A 20388-nucleotide genomic window follows, 5' to 3' on the forward strand; every position below is an offset into this window, starting at 1 on the left:
GCAAACCTCCTGTCAGACATATGTAAACAGATATTACGTCAGCGCCGGAAAAATGCCTACCGTTACCGCGACTTAATCCAGGGCGCTGACCAAACCCGCGATCAGCGGATCCCGCGTCTGGAACAGGCCGATCAGGGTACGCACCGCCTCACCGCCGCGAGCATCGGACCAGGCCAGCGACAGGGGAGAGGGCTGGCGCGGATATTTGAGCTGCTTAGCCACCAGCTCGCCGCTATCAAGGTAAGTTTGGCACAGCTGGCGCGGAAGGAAACCGATCCCGAGACCGCGCAGATGGCACTCCAGCTTGGTGCGCAGGTCCGGCACTTTGATCTCCTGCTGGCCCGACAGCAGCCAGGCGGTGCGCTTGGCCAAATGGCGCGCGGTATCTTCGACGTTGATCGCCGCGTAAGGGCGCAGCTGCGTTTCGTTCAGCGGATCGGTGGCGTCGGCCAGCGGGTGCGTCGGCGCGATGGCGAACACCCAATCGATCTTGCCCAGGGGCAGCACCTTGATGCTGTTTTCCAGCGATTCATTGCCCGCCGCCCCGATCGCCAGATGGCAATCCTCATTCAGCAGCGCGTCCCACACGCCCATGTACACCTGGCGGGAAATGTGAAATTGGGTGAACGGGTATTTGGCGTGCAGGTGGGTCAACAGCCCGGCCACGGCGGCGGCGTCATACAGCAGGTTGTTGACAACGATATTCACCTGGTGCTCTACGCCGTCGTTGATTTGCCGCAGTTCGCCCGGCATGGCGTCCAGCCAGGTGTGCCACTGGCGGCAGCGCTCCAGCAAATACTCTCCGGCCGGCGTCAGGTTGACGGTGCGGGTGGTGCGGATAAACAGCTGCGTGCCGATGCTCTCTTCCAGCGTTTTGATGCGGTAGCTGATGGTGGCGGTGGTTTTGTGCAGCAGCTCCGCCGCGCGGGAGAAACTTTGGCACTCGGCAACTTTGATAAACGAACGAATGGTTTCGTGATCCAGCATGAGGGGTCCTTGGCTGACACCGCCTTTTCGGTTATCGGTGAGAAGAATCTACTGATGTTGCGGCGCGATAGGCAGCGGCAAAGCCCAACCCCACGATCCCGGTCACAGAATCACCCGATAGCGATGAACGCGCGCCGCCCCATTTTGCCCGATGATGAATTGAGCGGTTTTTTAATTCATTGATTTAAAGCAATTAATATGGCTCTTCGATCGTAAAGTGTGCGGGTGATCTTGTTGTGGAAAAATTTTCCAAAAAAATGCTGTCAAATTCACCACGCGCTGTCTAGAGTGAAGGCGTTGGGTGAAATATCGCCGTTCAATCGCCGTCTGGGTCATGCGCTTGGGAGAATCACATGGATTTAGTCATCGAAGAATTAACGCCGGCGGCCTTTGCGCCTTACGGCGATGTATTGCAGATAGAGGGCTCGCGTTTCTTTCATATCAATGACGGAAAAACCGAGCGTTATCACGATCTCGCCAAGATAGAGGTGTCCGACGGCAACCGGGTGCTGGCCAGCATCAACCGGGCGGAACCCTGCGATCTGCCGATGACCTTTTCCCTGTTGGAAAAGCATCCGCTCTCGTCGCAGGCCTTTGTGCCGATGAACGGCGAACGCTTCGTGGTGATCGTCGCCGAACCGGGCGAAACCATCCCCATCGGCACGCTGCGCGCCTTTATCACCAACGGCAAGCAGGGAATTAACTATCACCGCAATGTCTGGCACCATCCGCTGTTTGCTTATGCGAAGGTCACCGACTTTTTCACCATCGATCGCGCAGGTGCCGACAACTGCGTGGTCAGCCGCTTGCCGGAGCCGTATCGCATAGTTTTGGCATAGCGCTGGCCGCACGCCGCGCAGGGCGTTTATCATAGCGTCACCCATGCCGTTACTGACAAAGGAAGCTTGAATGACCGAATTACGCAGGAAAGGACGACCCGCCACCGAAGCCGGCGCCACCAAAGGGGCGCAGGCGTTGGATCGCGGGCTGGAGATCCTCCAGTACCTGGCCAACGCCGGGGGGAGTTCGTCGGTTTCCGTGCTGTCCGAAAAGCTGGAGCTGCCGCTGTCCACCACCTTCAGATTGTTGAAAGTGCTGGAGAAATCGGAATTCGTCTTTCAGGATCCACAGCTGGGCTGGTGGCATATCGGCATTCAGTCGTTCACCGTCGGTTCCGCTTACATGAACGATCGCGACGTGGTATCGGTGGCCGGGCCGTTCATGCGCCGGCTGATGTTGCTGTCCGGCGAGACCGCCAACCTGGCGATCCGCAACAATTTCGACGCGGTGCTGATTCGCCAATGCGAGTGCCAGGCGATGGTGCGCATGTGCGCGCCGCTGGGCAGCCGCTTGCCGCTGCACGCCTCGGGCGCCGGCAAAGCGCTGCTGTACCCGCTGGCGGAAGAGGAGATGCTGGATCTGATCGTGCGTTCGGGGCTGCAATCCTACACGCCCAAGACGCTGACCAGCGTGAACCTGCTGCGCAAGGATCTGCATCAGTCGCTGGCGCAGGGCTACACCATCGACGATGAAGAGCACGCGCTTGGCCTGAACTGCCTGGCTTCGGCGATTTTCGATCGCAACAACAACGTGATCGCCGCCATTTCCATCTCCGGGCCGAGTTCGCGGGTCGGCAAGGAGCGGTTCAAGGAGCTGGGCGAACTGGTGGGTGAAGTGGCCAGAGACATCAGCGCCGCGCTGGGCGAATCGCGCAGCAAGGCGTAAACGTCGCGCGCCGGGCTGAACCGGCGCGGAGCAAGACTCCCCGTTTGATGAGCAAACGGGTTTTTTTGACCGCAATTTTAAGTTGGAAAAATTTTCCAATAAATTAAGGAGAGCATCACATGGCAATTATGCGAGCGGTAGACGCGGCAATGCACGTGCTGGAAAAAGAAGGGATCACCACCGCGTTCGGCGTGCCCGGCGCGGCGATCAACCCGTTCTACGATGCGATGCGGCGGCACGGCGGCATCAAACACTACCTGGCGCGGCACGTGGAAGGGGCCTCGCACATGGCGGAAGGTTACACCCGCGCCGCCGCCGGCAACATCGGCGTGTGCATCGGCACCTCCGGCCCGGCGGGCACCGACATGATCACCGGCCTTTACTCCGCCTCCGCCGATTCGATCCCGATCCTGTGCATCACCGGCCAGGCGCCGCGTGCGCGTTTGCACAAAGAAGATTTTCAGGCGGTAGACATCGAATCGATCGCCAAGCCGGTGACCAAGATGGCGGTCACCGTGCAGGAACCGGCGCTGGTGCCACGCGTGCTGCAGCAGGCGTTCCACCTGATGCGCTCCGGCCGGCCGGGCCCGGTGCTGATCGACCTGCCTTTCGACGTGCAGATGGCGGAGATCGAGTTCGATCCGGACACCTACTCTTCACTGCCCGCCTATAAGCCGGCGGCCACCCAGGCGCAGATCGACAAAGCGCTGGATCTGCTGTGCGCGGCGAAAAAACCGCTGATCATCGCCGGCGGCGGCATTCACAACGCCGACGCGGCGGATTTGCTGCAGCAGTTGGCGGAGATCTGCAACGTGCCGGTGATCCCGACCTTGATGGGCTGGGGCGCCATTCCGGACGATCACCCGCTGATGGCGGGCATGGCGGGCCTGCAAACCTCGCACCGCTACGGCAACGCCAACCTGCTGGATTCGGATCTGGTGTTCGGCATCGGCAACCGCTGGGCCAACCGCCACACCGGCTCGGTGGACAAGTACACCGCCGGGCGCAAGGTGGTGCACATCGATATTGAGCCGACGCAGATTGGCCGGGTGATCTGCCCGGATCTGGGCATCGTCTCCGACGCGCGCATCGCGCTGCAAATGCTGGTGGATACGGCAAAGCGCCGCTTCGAGCGCGGCGAGTTGCCGAATCGCGACGCTTGGTGCGCCGCCTGTCTGCAGCGCAAGCAAACGCTGCTGCGCAAAACCCACTTCGACAACGTGCCGGTCAAGCCGCAGCGGGTGTATGAAGAGATGAACCGCGCCTTTGGTCGCGATGCCTGCTACGTCACCACCATCGGTCTGTCGCAGATCGCCGCCGCGCAAATGCTGCACGTTTTCGAACCGCGTCACTGGATCAACGCCGGCCAGGCCGGCCCGCTGGGCTGGACGCTGCCTGCGGCGCTGGGCGTATGCGCCGCCGATCCGCAGCGCAAGGTGGTCGCGCTGTCGGGCGACTATGATTTCCAATTTATGATTGAAGAGCTGGCGGTCGGCGCACAGTTCAAACTGCCCTATATCCACGTGCTGGTGAACAACGCCTATCTGGGGCTGATCCGCCAGGCGCAGCGCGGGTTCGACATGGATTACTGCGTGCAGCTGTCGTTTGAAAACATTAACAATGCGGAGATTGGCGAGTACGGCGTCGATCACGTCAAGGTGGCGGAAGGGCTGGGCTGCAAGGCGCTGCGGGTGTTCAAACCGGAAGAGATTGCGCCGGCGTTTCGTCAGGCCCAGGAGCTGATGCAGCAGCACCGGGTGCCGGTGGTGGTGGAAATCATCCTGGAGCGCGTCACCAATATTTCCATGGGCACCGAGCTGGATAACGTCAACGAGTTCGAACCGGTGGCGGCAACGCCGGAAGACGCGCCGACCTCGGTCAACTTCTTTGATTACCGTTGAGGAACCTTACCATGCCGAAATTTTCAGCCAACCTGTCCATGCTGTTCACCGAAGTCGATTTCATGCAGCGCTTCCGCCGGGCGAAGGAGCAGGGCTTCAGCGCGGTGGAATACATGTTCCCCTATGACTACCCGATCGCCGCGCTGCGCAGCGAACTGGAGGCGCATCGCCTGAGCCAGGTGCTGTTCAACCTGCCGGCCGGCGACTGGGCGGCGGGCGAACGGGGCATCGCCTGCTTGCCGGGGCGCGAAGCGGAGTTCCGCGACGGCGTCGGGCGCGCGATCGAGTATGCGCAGGCGCTGGGCTGCGATCGCATCAACTGCCTGATCGGCAATCCGGATCCCGCCGTCGGCCGCCACGCCACCGACGAACGGGTGAAGGAGAACCTGAGCTACGCCGCCGACGCTCTGGCGCGGCAGAATATCCGCCTGCTGATCGAACCGATCAACCGTTACGACATGCCGCAGTTCTACCTGCAAACCTCCCGGCAGGCGATCGAACTGATCGAGGCGATCGGCAGCCCCAACCTGTATCTGCAGTACGACCTTTACCACATGCAGCGCATGGAGGGAGAGCTGACGCAGACCCTTGAGCGCCTGCTGGCGAAGATCGACCACATTCAGGTCGCCGACAATCCGGGGCGGCACGAGCCGGGCACCGGTGAAATCAACTGCGAGTTTATCTTCGCGCAGCTGGATCGCATGGGTTATCGCGGCTGGATCGGCTGTGAATACAAACCGCTCACCACCACGGAAAGCGGCCTGTCATGGATTAAAAAATACCTGTCTTGAGGAGATGAAAATGAAAGTGGGATTTATCGGTCTGGGCATCATGGGCGCGCCGATGGCGGAAAAACTGCTGGCGGGTGGGCACACGCTTTACGCCCACACCCGGCATGAGGTGCCGGCGGCACTGTTGCAGCAAGGGGCCATCGCCTGCCGCGATCCGCAGCAGGTGGCGGATGAGGCGGACGTGATCTTTATCATGGTGCCGGATACGCCGCAGGTGGAAGAGGTGCTGTTCGGTGAACGCGGCTGCGCCGCCGGCAAGCTGAACGGCAAAGTGGTGGTGGACATGAGCTCCATTTCACCGTTGGAGACCAAGCGATTCGCGCAGCGTATCAACCAGCTGGGCGCCCAGTATCTGGACGCGCCGGTTTCCGGCGGCGAAGTGGGTGCCAAACAGGGCACGCTGACCATCATGGTGGGCGGCGAGGAAGCGACCTTCGAACGGGTGCAGCCACTGCTGGCGCTGATGGGCAAGAACATCACGCTGATCGGCGGCAACGGCGACGGGCAAACCTGCAAGGTCGCCAACCAGATCATCGTGGCGTTGACCATCGAAGCGGTCTCCGAGGCGCTGGTCTTCGCCTCGCGCGCCGGCGCCGATCCGGCCCGGGTGCGCGAAGCCCTGATGGGCGGTTTCGCCTCGTCGCGCATTCTGGAGGTGCACGGTGAGCGGATGATCAAGCGGGCGTTCGCGCCGGGGTTCCGGATCTCGCTGCACCAGAAGGATCTCAACCTGGCGCTGCAGGGCGCGAAGGCGCTGGCGCTCAGCCTGCCGAATACCGCCACCTGCCAGGAGCTGTTCAACGTCTGCGCCGCCAATGGCGACGGCGAGCTGGATCACTCCGCGCTGGTGCGTGCGCTGGAAATCATGGGCAACCACCGGGTGGCCGGCTAAGAGCACCCCCGGCATTTGATTTGCCGGCTTATCGTTAGAATCAGAGATGTTCGACATTAATAACGCCCTCTTTATGATAAATAAAGAGGGTCCCCGCCAATCCAATAAAAAATGATTCAGCACAATAAAAAGTAAAAAGCAGGATGCCAACCGAGGAGACACTGAATATGGCAACCGATAATGCTGTTATTGATAAAGATATTCTTACCGCCCCTGACAAAAACCGTTTATATCGAAAAATCGCCTGGCGCATTATGCCCATTTTATTAGTGAGCTATATCGTCGGTTATCTCGATCGGGTTGGGATCTCGTTTTCGAAATTTCAAATGATGCCCGATATTCTGAACGGCAATGTCTCGATGGCCGAAGCCGTTTACGGGCTGGGCGCCGGGGTGTTTTTCATCGGCTATATCATCGCCGGGGTACCCAGTAACATTCTGCTGAGCCGCTACGGCGCCAGAAAGATCATCGCGCTGCTGATGGTGGTGTGGGGGGCGATTTCGATGCTGAGCATCTTTATCACCAATCCCTGGCAATTCTACCTGGCGCGTTTCCTGCTGGGGCTGGCGGAGGCCGGCTTCTACCCCGGCGTGATCCTCTATCTGACGCTGTGGTTCCCGTCCAGCCAGCGCGCCAAGATGACCGCGCTGTTCGTGTGTGGCATCCCGGTCAGCAACATCATCGGCGGCCCGCTGTGCGGGTGGATCATCGAGCACATGAACGGCCTGATGAACCTCTCCGGCTGGCAGTGGCTGTTCTTTATCAGCGGCCCGCGCGCGCTGCTGATCGCCGTCGTCATCTTCTGTTTCCTGGATAATACCTATCAGAGCGCCAAGTGGCTCAGCCCGCAGGAGAAGGCGCTGATCAAAGAGGATATGGCGCAGAGCGCGCCGCGCCAGGGCGGTGCCGGCGGGCAGGAATGGACGATGAAAAGCATGCTGAGATCGTCCGCGTTCACCAAAATGTGGCTGATTTGCTTCTGCACCGTGATGGGCCAGGGCGGGCTGGCGTTTTGGGTTCCGACCATCATTCGCGACACCGGCGTGACCTCGGTGATGGATATCGGGTTGCTGACCATGCTGCCGTACATGCTGGCGGTGGTGGCGATGCTGGTGGCCGCGCGCAGTTCGGACAAGCATCGCGAGCGGCGCTGGCACATCATCGTGCCGTTCTGCATCGCCGCGGTGTCGCTGATCTTTATCGGCCTGTTCCCGGACAACAAGCACGTGGTGATGGCGGCGCTGTGCGTGGCGGTGGCGTCGAGCCTGGTGCCGTCGCCGCTGTTCTGGAGCCTGCCGAACGCCATTTTTACCGGCACCTGCGCCGCGGCGGGCATTGCGCTCATCAATTCCATCGCCAATATCGGCGGTTTTATTTCGCCTTATATCATCGGCTATTTCAAACAGCTGACCCACAGCAATTTGGCGGCGATGTGTGTCTTGTCGACAATGATGATACTGGGGGCGATATTAACCTACAGCGTGCCGGCGAAATGGGTCAATAAATAACACTTCCCATTATCTTCATTAAATAGTCGGCAACAGTTTTATTTTATTTCGCCATGCATTTCTCATCTGATTATTTCAGCGGGGGAAGGCATGGCCATTTTTTATTTCGTCTCGAATAAAGGAGGCATCATGAAAATTGTTATTGCACCGGATTCATTTAAAGAAAGCGTCAGCGCGGAGCGGGCGGCGCGGGCGATCGCGCGCGGCTTTCACGAGGTTTATCCCGATGCCGAGTGCGTCTGCCTGCCGATCGCCGACGGTGGCGAAGGCACGGTGGACGCGCTGGTGGCCGCCACCGGCGGGCGCAAAGTGAGCGTGGCCGCCACGGGGCCGCTGGGGGAACGGGTGGCGGCGTTTTACGGCGTCAGCGGCGACGGCAAGACGGCGGTGATCGAAATGGCGGCGGCCAGCGGGTTAATGCTGACGCCGGCCGAGCGCCGTAACCCGCTGCTGGCGACCAGCTACGGTACCGGCGAACTGATCCTGCATGCGCTGGATCAGGGCATTCGCCACCTGATCCTCGGCATCGGCGGCAGCGCCACGGTGGATGGCGGCGTCGGCATGGTGCAGGCGCTGGGCGGGCGCTTCTACCGCCCGGACGGCAAGGCGCTGCCGTGGGGCGGCGGCGAGCTGGCGACGCTGAGCGGAATCGATCTCAGTACGCTGGATGCGCGCCTGCGGCAGTGCCGGATTGAGGTCGCCTGCGACGTAGACAATCCGCTGGTGGGGCCGCGTGGCGCGGCGGTGGTGTTCGGGCCGCAGAAGGGCGCGACGGCAGCGATGGTGGCGCAGTTGGAACAGGGCCTGACGCAGTATGCCGAGGTGATCCGCCAGAGTACCGGCCGCGACGTGCGACAGGTCGCCGGCGGCGGGGCGGCGGGCGGCATGGGGATCGCCTGCCAGGTGTTTCTCGGCGCAACGCTGAAGCCGGGCATCGAGATCGTGATGGCGGCGCTGGGCCTGGAGCAGGCGCTGGCGGAGGCCGATCTGCTGGTCACCGGCGAAGGGCGCATCGACAGCCAAACGCTGGGCGGCAAGGCGCTGTCCGGCGTCGCTCGTCTGGCGCGCGCGCGCGGCCTGCCGGTCATCGCGCTGGCCGGCGTGGTGGTGGACGGGGCGGAGGCGCTGCACGCGCAGGGGATCGACGCGATGTTCAGTATTCTGCCGCGCCTGAGTACGCTGGCGGTCGCGCTGTCGCAAGGGGAACTCAACCTGCAGCGCAGCGCCGCCAACGTCGCCCGCGCGATGCGCATCGGCCGGCGATTGGGATAAATAAAAAAGAAGGCCACGCTGCGCGAGCAGGTGGCCTTGGTTTTGGCGGCGAAGCGCTTACGGCTCGACGTCGCGGTTGCAGTCCTTGGAGTAGATGTAGCTGAAGGTTTCCTGGCCCACCGCATAGCCCGCCTGTTGCACATAGGCGCCCATGAAGATGTAGTCGCCTTGCTTCACCGGCATCCATTCATTGTCCAGGTTGTACACGCCGGCACCGCTGAGAATGTAGGCGCCATGCTCCTGCACGTGGGTCTCGATGTAGCCGTGGCTGGCGCCGGGGGCGAAGGAGAGGATGTGCATGTTCATGTCGAAGCCCAGATCTTTCGGCAGCAGATCCTGCAGGATCACCTCGCTCATGCCCTCGTAGTGGATCTGCTCCAGGTTGGCGACGTTGTTGCTGACCACGTGCGCCTCGTAACCCTTGATGCGCTGATAGCGGCGCTTGTAGAGGAACAGGCGGCTGGATTGGCCGCCGTTGGCGTTTTCCAACCGCATCGTGACGCCCGCCGGGCAGTAAAGGTAGCCGCCGGCGGTCAGCGGGTAGTCGGTGGCGTCGGCGGAAGCGGTGATGGCGCCGTCGATGACGTACACGAAGGTTTCGAGCTCTTCGCCGCCAAAGCCTTTGGTGTTGCGGCCGCAGTCGTGCAGCGTCACCAGATAATCGACGAAGGTGGCACCCAGTTTCGGCGTCGACAAGATGGTGACGTCGCAGTTTTCAAAACCGGGAATGACGTTGCGCACCAGGCCGTTCGGCGGGATCAGCGCATAGTTGCCGCGTTTGATGATGGCGCGCGTTGACAGAATGTCGGTTGGATAACCGGTTTGATTGTTGAAGTAACCCACGTTGATTCTCCTGATCGTTGAAAGGGCGCCGCGGCGGCGCCCGGTAAAAAAGCGCCGTCAGGCCTCGGTGGCCGTTCGGGCTGCCGTAGTGCGTTTCATCAAGACGTTGACGGTGAAGAAAATGGCGGTGCCCACCAGCAGGATGGCGGCGGAGATGTAAAAGCCCATCACCTTGGAGCCGGTGCTGTCGGAGATCACGCCGGTGAGGAAGGGGGCGATCACCGACGAGGACATGCCGAAGAAGTTGAACACGCCGAAGCTGGTGCCATAGCCTTTCTTCGGCGCGTTGTCGGCGACGAAGGAGATCATGATCGGATCGACCGCCAGCTTACCCAGCAACCCGTACAGGATCAGGCTGATCAGCAGCATGGTGGAGTCCGGCGAAATGACGGTGCAAACCAGCATCACCGCCGCGCACAGCTCGAGGAAAATGATCAGCTGCACCTTCTTGTTGCGGAAACGGTCGGACATGCGGCTGAAGAACAGCGCGCCCGGCACCGACGCGAACGCCACCAGGGCGGAGGAGAAGCCGATGGCCACCCCTTCAAAGCCGCGCTCTTGCTGCAGGAACGAGGGCAGCCAGGTGACTATCATGTAGTAGCCGTAGCAGGTGGCGAAGTACATTGCGTAGGCGGAGATCATGCGCAGGCTGAACAGGCCGCTGGCCTGGCCGTCCTCTTCGGGCTCGGCAGCCGTCGGCGCAGCGGTCTGGCTGACGGCCGCCGGGGCTTGAGGCTGCGAGCCTTTGATGACCACGGCGAACACCAGCGTCATCACCACCAGCAGGCCGGTGATGATGAACAGCATGATCTGCCAGTTCATGTTGAAGCTTTTCACCAGCAGGCTGGAGGCGATCAGGCCGATGGCCATGCCGAGCGCCGAGCCGCTGTTGATCACCGCGGTCGCCAGGCCACGGCGTTCCAGCGGGATATTCTCCGACGACAGGGAGTAGGCCGAGCCGTAATAAGAGCCGCAGCCCATGCCCGCCAGCAGGCTGCCGGCATAGACCATGGTCAGGCTGGTGGCGTTGCCGATCAGCAGCGTGGCGATGATGAACAGGCAGAAGCCCGGGATCAGCACCACCTTCTTGCCGAATTTGTCCACCAGGATGCCCGCCGGGATCTGCATCCCGGTGTAGGCGAAGAAGTAGAAGCTGGCGATCAGCCCCATTTCCGCATTGGAGTGCGCGCCGATGGTTTGTTGGATCTCGGGGAAGATCGGCGTCAGGACGGTGCGATAGATCCAGATCACCGCCCAGCCCAGACAGAGCACGACGACGATCTTTTTCCAGTAGCGCGGGTCGATGTCGTTGCTCATGCCTCGGCCCCCTGTTCGGTGTAGGCCAGCTGATACAGCGTCTGCGCCAGGATTTTCACCCCTTCGTTCAGATCGGCGACGGCGGTTTTTTCCGCCGGGTTATGGCTGATACCGGCGATGCTCGGCACGAACATCATCACCGTCGGCACGCGCGGGGCGAAGATTTGCGAGTCGTGTCCGGCACCGCTGTGCATCATGCGGTAATTCAGCCGCTGCGTTTCGCACAGGCGGCTGACGCAGGCCACCAGCTGTTCGTTCATCGGGATCGGCGCTTCGTCCATCCACAGATCGATCTCGGCCTCGATGCCCATCTCGGCGCAGATGCGCTGGATATCCTGCTCGATCTCCTGCGTGAAGCGCAGCAGCGCGGCCTGATCGGTGTGGCGGCAGTCGAGGGTGAAGTGGGTGAAGCCCGGCACCACGTTGACGGTGTTCGGCTTCGGCTCCACCTTGCCGAAGGTCAGCACCAGCGGATCGCCCTCGGCGCGCGCCTTGGCGATCGATTCGCAGCAGATGCGGCTGAAGGCGTGCACGGTATCCCGGCGGTAACTCATCGGGGTGGTGCCGGCGTGGTTGGCTTCGCCCTGCAGACGCACGTCATAGCGCCGTTGGCCGACGATGCTGGTCACCACGCCGATGGTTTTGCCTTCGGTTTCCAGCACCTTGCCCTGCTCGATGTGGATCTCGACGAAGGCCGCGATGTCGCTGCGCAGCGGCTGATGCGGCGGAGGGAAATCGAAACCGGCGTCGCGCATGGCGTTGACGAAGCCGACGCCCTTGGCGTCCGTAATGTGCTGCACGTCTTCCCGCCGGGCCAGGCCGACGATGTTCTTGCTGCCCCAGAACACATAAGGGAAGCGGCTGCCTTCTTCTTCCGCCAGCGCGATGACTTCCAGGCTGCGCAGCGGCGGGCCGTAGGTGTCTTTGAGGTGTTTGATCGCCATGAAGGCGGCTTCGATACCGAACTGGCCGTCGAGGTTGCCGCCGTTGACCACCGTGTCGATGTGCGAACCGGAGAGAATCACCTGGTCGGGGTATTTGCTGCCCTCCAGTCGGCCGAACAGGTTGCCGACCGCATCAAAATGGGTGTTCAGCCCGGCGGCCTCGAAGGCGTTTTTCAACGCGTGCTGCGCTTCGATCCATTCCGGGGTATAAAGCAGACGCGTCATGCCGCCGCTGGGGTCGGCGCCGATTTTCGATAACCAGCCGGAAATATCACGGATTTCTTGTTGGAAGTCTTTCATGTTTACCTGCCCGCATGTTGTGTCTCAGCGGCGATGCGGCCAGGGCTGATGCTATTCGCCGCCGGCCGGCCTATTGCGCTGAGCGCGCTGATGAAGGTTTTCTTTTTTCTCCCCGGCTCTGACATTTCAACCGCGAGCCGCGGCGTAAAAAGCCCACGATAATAAGAGTGCGTTAACTGGCGAAGGGATCTTTATGGTCGTAAGAACGCTGGTAAATAGCATTTGAAATTAAGTATTGATAAATATCGTCGACGATTTCGATGCCGTTTTTCTCGCTTTCCATTTCACGCGCATGGCTGTTCTGCCCTGGATAAAGCACTTTGCTGACGCCCGGCGCCGGCTTCACGGAATTCAATTCTTTCATGACCTGGCTGATATTTTTACGGAATGCGGATTCGTTGGTGAAATAACCCGGGTTCAGCACGATATGCAATTGGCCCAATTCCCGGCCGGCGCTGAGATCGTGATACATCGAGCTGACGTGTTTGCCGAACGGCAGGCCGAGCAAAATGCCCGATAGCACGTCGACCATCATCATCAGGCCGTAGCCTTTCGGCCCGGCGATCGGCAGCAGCCCGCTGACGGCGAACGGATCGGTGGTGTGCTTGCCCTCGGCGTCCACCGCCCAGGTATCCGGGATGGCGGCGTTGCGCGAGCGGGCGTCCAGCACTTTGCCCCAGGCCTGCACGGTGGTGGCCATATCGAAGGTGATCAGCTCGTCGCCTTCACCCGGCGCGGAGAAGGCGATGGGGTTGGTGCCGTAGTAGACCTCGGCGCCGCCGTACGGCACCACCATCGGATCGGACTGGCACAGCGAAATGCCGACCATGCCGGCGCGCGCCGCCTGCTGCACGAAGTACGACAGCGCCCCGCTGTGGCCGATGCGGCGCACGCCCACCACCGCCACGCCGTTCTCTTTCGCCATCTCGATGGCGCGATCCATGCTCAGCTTGGCCGCCACGTGCCCGGCGCCGTTGTCGCCGTCGAAAATGGCGCTGCAGGGGCCGGTTTTTTCAAAGGTGAAATGCGGGTGATTGTTGGTGCCGCCTTTGCTGATGCGTTCGGAATAGTATTCGACCCTGACCGCGCCGTGAGAATGAATGCCGCGCGCATCGGCATGAACCAGCACGTCGGCGACGATGCCGGCGTGTTCCTGGCTCAGGCCGGCGGCGTGAATTTTTTGCTGGATAAGCTGATGTAATTGTTGTTTAGAGACCTTCATATACAGTCCTTTTATCACTACGGTTTATTTAATTCGCCTCTGCGTTGTAATGTATAAATACCGGGTGGGAATAATGTGATCCAGATGCGTTTTATCCGATTGGATTAAAAATTCGTTGAATTAAATCGCCATTGTTAGAAGTTTTTTTATAAATGCTTTTTTTCGTCTGGATTAACTAATATTCAGGCGATTAAGTTATTTTTCCTAACAATAGATAAAGTGTGACCGTACTCACCTCTGGGCGTGGTTTTAATTTGTAGCTTGATCATTAACCTTTTCGCTGGATTCAATGCATCGCCGCGCCGCCGGTGCGGGAAATATTGCCGATATTATTAAATGCTGTCTTAAGGATATCACCATGATCCATGCTTTTATTAAAAAGGGGAGCTTTCAGGATTCCGTCAGCCTGATGTTGATCTCCCGCAAACTCAGTGAATCTCCCAAGGTCGAGGAAATATCCGTCATGATGGGGACACCGGCCAATAAGTCCTTATTGGAGGTGACCGGTTTCTGGCACCCGCAGTTTAGCGAAGCGACGCCGAACGATATTTGCGTGGCGATCAAAGCGGAGTCCGCCGACGAGACGATCGCCGAGGAGATCGGCGCGGCGCTGGAGACGGCGCTCAAGGCGATTGCGCAGGGGGGCCAGGGCGGCAAAAAACTGCTGCGGGCACGTAGCTGGCGCACCGCCAGGCAGAAGCTGCCCGCCGCCAATCTGGCACTGATCTCGATCGCCGGCGAATACGCGGCGGAGCTGGCGGATAGCGCGCTGGAAGACGGCTGCAACGTGATGATGTTCTCCGACAACGTCAGCGTGGCGCAGGAAGTGGCGCTGAAAACCAAGGCGCGCGAGCGCGGGCTGATCGTGATGGGGCCGGACTGCGGCACCGCCTGCATCGCCGGCGCGCCGCTGGCGTTCGCCAACGTGGCGCCCGCCGGCTCTATCGGCGTAGTGGGCGCCTCCGGCACCGGCATTCAGGAGCTTATTTCGCAAATTACCCTGGCAGGCCAGGGCATCTCGCACGCCATTGGCCTCGGCGGGCGGGATTTGACGGCGGAGATCGGCGGCATCAGCGCCATCAGCGCGCTGCGCATGCTGGCAGCGGATCCGCAGAGTCTTGTGCTGGCGTTCGTGTCCAAACCGCCGGCACCCGAGGTGCGCCAACGGGTGATCGACGAGATGAAAGCGCTCGGCAAGCCGGTGGTGGCGCTGTTCCTCGGCGCGCAGTCCGCCGTGCGCCAGGAGGGCAACATCACGTTCGCCGCCACGCTGGATGAAGCGGCGCGGCTGGCGGCGATGCTGGGCTGCGTGCAGCAACAGGCGGCGCAGCAGCCAGCGGTCCCCGGCGGCAAAATCGCCGGGCTGTACGCCGGCGGCACGCTGGCGGCCGAATGCGCGATGCTGCTGGCGGAAAAACTGTCCCTGCCGGTGGATAGCGAACACCCGCGCGGCGCCATGCTGGTGGCCGACGGCCATCGCATTATCGACATGGGCGATGACTTTTATACCCAGGGGCGCCCGCACCCGATGATTGACCCGACCGCCCGCAATCAAGAAATCGCCCGCCTGGCGCAGCAGCCGCAGACTGGCGTGTTGCTGCTGGACGTGGTGATCGGCTTCGGCGCTCAGGACGATCCGGCGGCGTCGCTGGCGGCTGAGGTGGCCAACGTGCGCGCGGCGCGCGGCGCGGCCCACCCGCTGGCGGCAATCGCCACCGTCACCGGCACCGAACAGGATCCGCAGCAGCGCTCGCGGCAAATCGCCACCCTGCAGGAAGCCGGCATCGCGGTGATGCCGTCGCTGCCGGCGGCGGTCGCGCTGGCGCATCAGCTGATTACCCCCGTCTTACCCGCACCCGAACGCGAACGGCCGGCCTTGCTGGACGGCGTCGCGGTGATCAACGCCGGGCTGCGCAGCTTCGCCGATGACCTGCAAACCAGCGACATTCCGGTGGTGCATTACCAGTGGGCGCCGGTAGCCGGTGGCGATCAACGATTAGCCAACATCTTGAAAAAATTAAAGTAAGGAACCGCTATGTACGCAACGATTGAGCAAGCAAACGCCGCCGTTATCGCCCGTATCCGCGAGGCGCGCCCGCACTGGCAGGATGTGGATCTGGCGCACCGCTTGATCCCGCAGCTGGCCGAAGGGCGCAAGCTGCTGCATGCCGGCCCGCCGGTCACCTGGCAAGAGATGAGCGGCCCGGTGCGCGGCGCCTGCATCGGTGCCTGCCTGTTCGAAGGCTGGGCGCAGGATGAGCAGCAGGCGCTGGCGCTGCTGGCGCAGGGGGAAATCGAGTTTATCCCGTGCCACAGCGTGAGCGCGGTGGGGCCGATGGGCGGCATCACCTCGGCCCACATGCCGATGGTGGTGGTCAGGAACACCGTTCACGGCAATTACGCCTACTGCAACATGAACGAAGGCATCGGCAAAGTGATGCGCTTCGGCGCCTACGGCGAGGACGTGCAGCAGCGCCTGCGCTGGATGCGCGACTCGCTGGCCCCGGTGCTGAAAGCGGTGCTGGCGACGCTGGAGGAAGGGATCGATCTGACCGCGCTGATGGCGCAGGCGATCAGCATGGGGGACGAATTCCACCAGCGCAATATCGCGGCCTCGGCGCTGCTGATGCGCAGGCTGGCGCCGGAGATCAGCCTGCTGCCGCGCGATAAGGCGGAGCTGGCGCAGGTGATGCAGTTCCTCAGCATCACCGATCAGTTCTTCCTCAATCTGGCGATGGCCTACTGCAAGGCGGCGATGGACGCCGGGGCGGAGATTGAGCAGGGCACCATCGTCACGGTAATGACCCGCAACGGCAAGAATTTCGGCATCAAGATCAGCGGGATGGGCGATCGTTGGTTCACCGCGCCGGTGAACACGCCGGAAGGGCTGTTCTTCTCCGGCTTCAGCCAGGCAGACGCCAACCCGGACATCGGCGACAGCGCGATCACCGAAACCTTCGGCATTGGCGGCGCGGCGATAGTGGCGGCACCGGGCGTGACGCGCTTCGTCGGGGCTTCCGGCGGCATGAGCGCCGCCACCGACATCTCCGAGGAAATGGCGGAAATCTACCTCGAGCGCAACATGATGCTGCAGATCCCGACCTGGGACTTCCAGGGCGCCTGCCTGGGGCTGGATGCCCGGCGGGTGGTGGAAACCGGCATCACGCCGCTGATCAACACCGGCATCGCCCACCGCGAAGCCGGGGTCGGGCAAATTGGCGCCGGTACGGTGCGTGCACCGCTCGGCTGCTTCGAGAAAGCGATCGAAGCGCTGGCCGACAAGCTCGGCATTACGGCGTAAGCGAACGGAGGCGCATATGGACATTATCGCGTTGGCCGGCAGCCGCCATGCGACGCAGGATTACGGCGCGCTGCGCTGCGTCGGCAGCTTCAACAACGCGATCAATTTCCTGACGGAAAACGCATGGCTGCTGACGCTGCACCGCGCCGGCAGCGGCCTGAGCCCGATGGGGTGGCAGCTCGGCGCGCGGGATTTCGATCGCGTGCGGCGTGCGGTGCCGTCCGTACGACGCTGCGCTTTCTCCGCCGCAGGCATCACGTTGGATGCGCTCCTGGTGCGGCCCGCCGCGGCGGCGCGGGATCTGGCGCTGGCGCCGCGTGCGGCCATTGCCGATCGGCCGCTGACGGCGGTATTGCAGCGCTGCACGGCGCAGTGCGGGTTGCACGGCGAGCTGGGCCGATTGGTGAGGCAGCCGTTAACGCCGGAGCCGGCCGCGCTGGTGCGGGATTTTTCCCGTTGGCTGCGGGGCGACACGGTCGACTGGCACCAGGCGCTGGGCAAGGGGCCGGGGCTGACGCCGAGCAACGACGACACCTTGCTCGGCCTGCTGCTGAGCGCCCACCTCGACAGCCGCATCCCGGTTAGCGGGCTGGCGCCGTTTTTCGCCCAGACGCCACCGCTGGACGCGCTGACCACGCTGGTGAGCGCGCACTACCTGCGTTACGCCGAGCAGGGCCTGTTCGCCACGCCGCTGCATGCGTTGGCGCAGGGGCTGCGGGCGCCTGAAGGCGTATCGGCGGCGGTGGCGGCGGTGCTGAGCCTGGGGCACTTCTCGGGAGCGGACACGCTGCTGGGCGTGTGGCTGGGGGTGACGACGATTAACGCACTGTGCGGCGCGCGGTGTGAACACGAGGGCCGGATCGCGGATCCGGCCGGGACGGTATGATTTCAACTACGGGTGCAAACCATGAAAACCTTGGTCATTGCGTTGGGCGGCAACGCCCTATTGCAGCGCGGAGCCGTGCTCTCTGCGGAAAATCAGTATAAGAGCATCGCCCTTATCGCCGACGCCATCGGCAAGCTGGCGCAGAAATACCGCATTGCCATCGTACACGGCAACGGGCCGCAGGTGGGGCTGCTGGCGTTGCAGAACCTGGCGTACCGCGATGTGCCGCCTTATCCGCTGGATATTCTGGTGGCCGAAAGCCAGGGCATGATCGGCTATATGCTGGCGCAGCAGCTGAGCGCCAGCCATCCGCAGCAGCCGGTGTCCACGCTGCTGACGCGGGTGCTGGTGGATGCGCAGGATGCGGATTATCAGGCGCCGAGCAAGTTCATCGGGCCGGTGTATGCGCCGGAACAGCGGCAGGCGCTGGAGGCCAAATACGGCTGGACGCTGAAGGCGGACGGCAACTACATCCGCCGGGTGGTGCCTTCGCCGGCGCCGCAAAAGATCCTCGACATCGAGGCGATCACGCTGCTGCTGTCGCAGCGGCACATCGTGATCTGCAACGGCGGCGGCGGTATCCCGATGATCGCCGGCGAGCATGGGCTGACGGGCAGCGAAGCGGTGATCGACAAAGATCTGGCTGCGGCGCTGTTGGCGGAGCAGGTGGGGGCCGATCATCTGGTGATCCTCACCGATGCCGACGCGGTGTACCAGGAGTGGGGCACGCCGCGCCAGCGCGCTATCCGGCGCGCCACCACGCAGGAACTGGCGCCGATGGCGGTGGCGGACGGCGCCATGGGGCCGAAGATCATGGCGGTCAGCCGCTTCGTCGATCGCACCGGGCGGACGGCCCATATCGGTGGCCTGCAGGATATCGACGCGGTGCTGGCGGGCCAGGCCGGCACCTCTATTTTGCCTTAGCCGCCGTCGGTTTATCCGCGCCCGCGCTGGCGCGGATAAGTATGCCTAAATGGCATGATTTCAATAATTTTTATTCATTTCATGATGTTGCTCGCCTTGGCTAGAGTAAAAACACCCCCGTATTTACCGTCAAAAATTTGTCATTTTTATTTGCGACTATGCTTTTTGAAATGACATTTCGGCCAAGGATTGTTATGGATTCGCTCAGTGTTGATGAACTCGCCCAGAAGAAGGATCGCTGGTATCGCATTGTGGAGGAGATGTTGGCGGAAGCCGGCGTCGCCATCAACGGCCCGCGCGCCTGGGATATCCGGGTGCACAACCCGGCGTTGTTCAAACGCATTTTGCAGGAAGGCTCGCTCGGTTTTGGCGAAGGCTATATGGACGGCTGGTGGGAGTGCGAACGGCTGGACATGCTGTTCACCCGCATTCTGCAGGCCGGCGTCGATGAGCGGCTGCCGAAAAGCCTGAGCGACATCGCGCGCGTTGCCTATGCCCGGCTGTTCAACCGCCAATCGCGCAAGCGCGCCTGGCAGGTGGGCAAAGAGCACTACGACATCGGCAACGACCTGTTCCGGGCGATGCTCGATCCTTACATGCAATACTCCTGCGGCTACTGGAAAGAGGCGCAGACGCTCGAGCAGGCGCAGCAGGCCAAGCTGCGGATGATCTGCGAAAAACTGCAGCTGAAACCGGGCATGACGCTGCTGGATATCGGCTGCGGCTGGGGCGGGTTGGCGCAGTTTGCGGCGCAAAACTACGGCGTCTCGGTGCACGGCGTGACCATTTCCGCCGAGCAGCAGAAGCTGGCGCAGGCACGCTGCGCCGGGCTGGACGTCGAGATCTTGCTGCAGGACTACCGCGATCTGGATCGCCAGTTCGATCGCATCGTGTCGGTCGGCATGTTCGAGCACGTCGGGCCGAAAAACTACGAGACCTATTTCAGCGTCGCGGCGCGCAACCTGAAGCCCGACGGCCTGTTCCTGCTGCACACCATCGGTTCCAATCAGACCGATCTCAACGTCGACGCCTGGATAGACAAATACATCTTTCCCAACGGCTGCCTGCCTTCGGTGCGGCATATCGCCGAGGCCAGCGAAGGGCGTTTTGTGATGGAGGATTGGCACAACTTTGGCGCCGATTACGATCGCACGCTGATGGCCTGGCTGGAGAACTTCAAACGGGCGTGGCCAGAGTTGGCCGGCGGCTATTCCGAGCGCTTCGAACGCATGTTCACTTATTACCTGAACGCCTGCGCCGGCGCGTTCCGTTCGCGCAACATTCAGCTGTGGCAGGTGTTGTTCAGCCCGGCGGGCGTGGAAGGTGGGGTGCGGGTCTATCGCTGATATCCCCGTCATATTTCAAGCTGCATCTGTGTTGGCTGCGTTTGCGCGCCCCGCTCGCTTACTTGAGTAAGCTCCCGGGGACTTACAAACTTGCCGCCTTGATGCAACTCGAACTATTTAGGGGATACCCTTCAATATTTACTTTGGGACAACAGATATACCCAATGGATTTCCAGTTGCGTCCAGGCGGCAAACGTGACAAACCCCAGGAGCTTAGATAACTAAGTGA

17 protein-coding genes are annotated in these 20388 nt (G+C 61.8%); 12 read left to right on the forward strand and 5 right to left on the reverse strand.

What is annotated here, in order from left to right:
• Nucleotides 1-72: 72 nt before the first annotated feature.
• The gene (gene allS, locus EKL15_RS08310) at nt 73-987 is read right to left on the reverse strand and encodes an HTH-type transcriptional activator AllS (RefSeq protein WP_203089239.1); all 915 of its coding nucleotides are present in this window, start codon (nt 985-987) and stop codon (nt 73-75) included.
• 353 nt (nt 988-1340) lie between these two features.
• On the opposite strand from allS, the gene EKL15_RS08315 reads away from it, so the two are divergent.
• From EKL15_RS08315 to EKL15_RS08345, 7 genes are all read left to right on the forward strand, one after another.
• Nucleotides 1341-1826 (forward strand): ureidoglycolate lyase, encoded by a 486-nt coding sequence (locus EKL15_RS08315; RefSeq protein WP_033647245.1) that lies wholly within the window; start codon nt 1341-1343, stop codon nt 1824-1826.
• A 70-nt stretch (nt 1827-1896) separates the two neighbouring features.
• On the forward strand, nt 1897-2712 hold the full coding sequence (gene allR / locus EKL15_RS08320; protein WP_038875050.1) for an HTH-type transcriptional repressor AllR: 816 nt from the start codon (nt 1897-1899) through the stop codon (nt 2710-2712).
• Nucleotides 2713-2831: 119 nt separating this feature from the next.
• Nucleotides 2832-4613, forward strand: coding sequence for a glyoxylate carboligase (gene gcl / locus EKL15_RS08325; RefSeq protein WP_033637372.1), 1782 nt, complete (start codon nt 2832-2834; stop codon nt 4611-4613).
• Nucleotides 4614-4624: 11 nt separating this feature from the next.
• On the forward strand, nt 4625-5404 hold the full coding sequence (hyi, locus tag EKL15_RS08330) for a hydroxypyruvate isomerase (RefSeq protein WP_033647243.1): 780 nt from the start codon (nt 4625-4627) through the stop codon (nt 5402-5404).
• Nucleotides 5405-5414: 10 nt separating this feature from the next.
• Complete coding sequence (gene glxR / locus EKL15_RS08335) at nt 5415-6296, forward strand: 2-hydroxy-3-oxopropionate reductase (protein WP_033647242.1); 882 nt, start codon at nt 5415-5417, stop codon at nt 6294-6296.
• Between the two features lie 254 nt (nt 6297-6550).
• Entirely contained in the window at nt 6551-7804 is a 1254-nt protein-coding gene (locus EKL15_RS08340) for an MFS transporter (protein WP_204275857.1), read from the forward strand.
• Between the two features lie 129 nt (nt 7805-7933).
• Complete coding sequence (locus tag EKL15_RS08345) at nt 7934-9076, forward strand: glycerate kinase (RefSeq protein WP_203089240.1); 1143 nt, start codon at nt 7934-7936, stop codon at nt 9074-9076.
• 57 nt (nt 9077-9133) lie between these two features.
• Here EKL15_RS08345 and allE read toward each other — a convergent pair whose 3' ends face one another.
• The 4 genes from allE to allD form a co-directional block, all read right to left on the reverse strand.
• Nucleotides 9134-9919: a (S)-ureidoglycine aminohydrolase gene (gene allE / locus EKL15_RS08350; protein WP_060423489.1), complete on the reverse strand. Its 786-nt coding sequence runs from the start codon at nt 9917-9919 to the stop codon at nt 9134-9136.
• A 57-nt stretch (nt 9920-9976) separates the two neighbouring features.
• Nucleotides 9977-11236: an MFS transporter gene (locus EKL15_RS08355; RefSeq protein WP_043146764.1), complete on the reverse strand. Its 1260-nt coding sequence runs from the start codon at nt 11234-11236 to the stop codon at nt 9977-9979.
• Nucleotides 11233-12480, reverse strand: a complete 1248-nt coding sequence (gene allC, locus EKL15_RS08360) for an allantoate deiminase (RefSeq protein ID WP_047728615.1) — start codon at nt 12478-12480, stop codon at nt 11233-11235. The genes EKL15_RS08355 and allC overlap by 4 nt, the downstream gene beginning before the upstream one ends.
• A gap of 172 nt (nt 12481-12652) precedes the next feature.
• Nucleotides 12653-13702, reverse strand: coding sequence for an ureidoglycolate dehydrogenase (allD, locus tag EKL15_RS08365; protein WP_060420327.1), 1050 nt, complete (start codon nt 13700-13702; stop codon nt 12653-12655).
• 358 nt (nt 13703-14060) lie between these two features.
• Here allD and EKL15_RS08370 point away from each other — a divergent pair, with 358 nt between their 5' ends.
• The 5 genes from EKL15_RS08370 (at nt 14061) to cfa (ending at nt 20159) form a co-directional block, all read left to right on the forward strand.
• Complete coding sequence (locus EKL15_RS08370; RefSeq protein ID WP_187322090.1) at nt 14061-15728, forward strand: acyl-CoA synthetase FdrA; 1668 nt, start codon at nt 14061-14063, stop codon at nt 15726-15728.
• 9 nt (nt 15729-15737) lie between these two features.
• Entirely contained in the window at nt 15738-17003 is a 1266-nt protein-coding gene (locus EKL15_RS08375; RefSeq protein ID WP_203089242.1) for a DUF1116 domain-containing protein, read from the forward strand.
• 16 nt (nt 17004-17019) lie between these two features.
• Nucleotides 17020-17889, forward strand: a complete 870-nt coding sequence (locus EKL15_RS08380; RefSeq protein ID WP_197779370.1) for a DUF2877 domain-containing protein — start codon at nt 17020-17022, stop codon at nt 17887-17889.
• Between the two features lie 21 nt (nt 17890-17910).
• Nucleotides 17911-18813, forward strand: a complete 903-nt coding sequence (locus EKL15_RS08385) for a carbamate kinase (protein WP_047025725.1) — start codon at nt 17911-17913, stop codon at nt 18811-18813.
• Nucleotides 18814-19007: 194 nt separating this feature from the next.
• Complete coding sequence (gene cfa / locus EKL15_RS08390) at nt 19008-20159, forward strand: cyclopropane fatty acyl phospholipid synthase (RefSeq protein ID WP_049199945.1); 1152 nt, start codon at nt 19008-19010, stop codon at nt 20157-20159.
• The last annotated feature ends 229 nt before the right edge of the window (nt 20160-20388 follow it).

Origin of the sequence: Serratia sp. 4542, from assembly GCF_016805595.1 — a bacterium.
Taxonomy (GTDB): Bacteria; Pseudomonadota; Gammaproteobacteria; order Enterobacterales; family Enterobacteriaceae; genus Serratia; species Serratia nevei.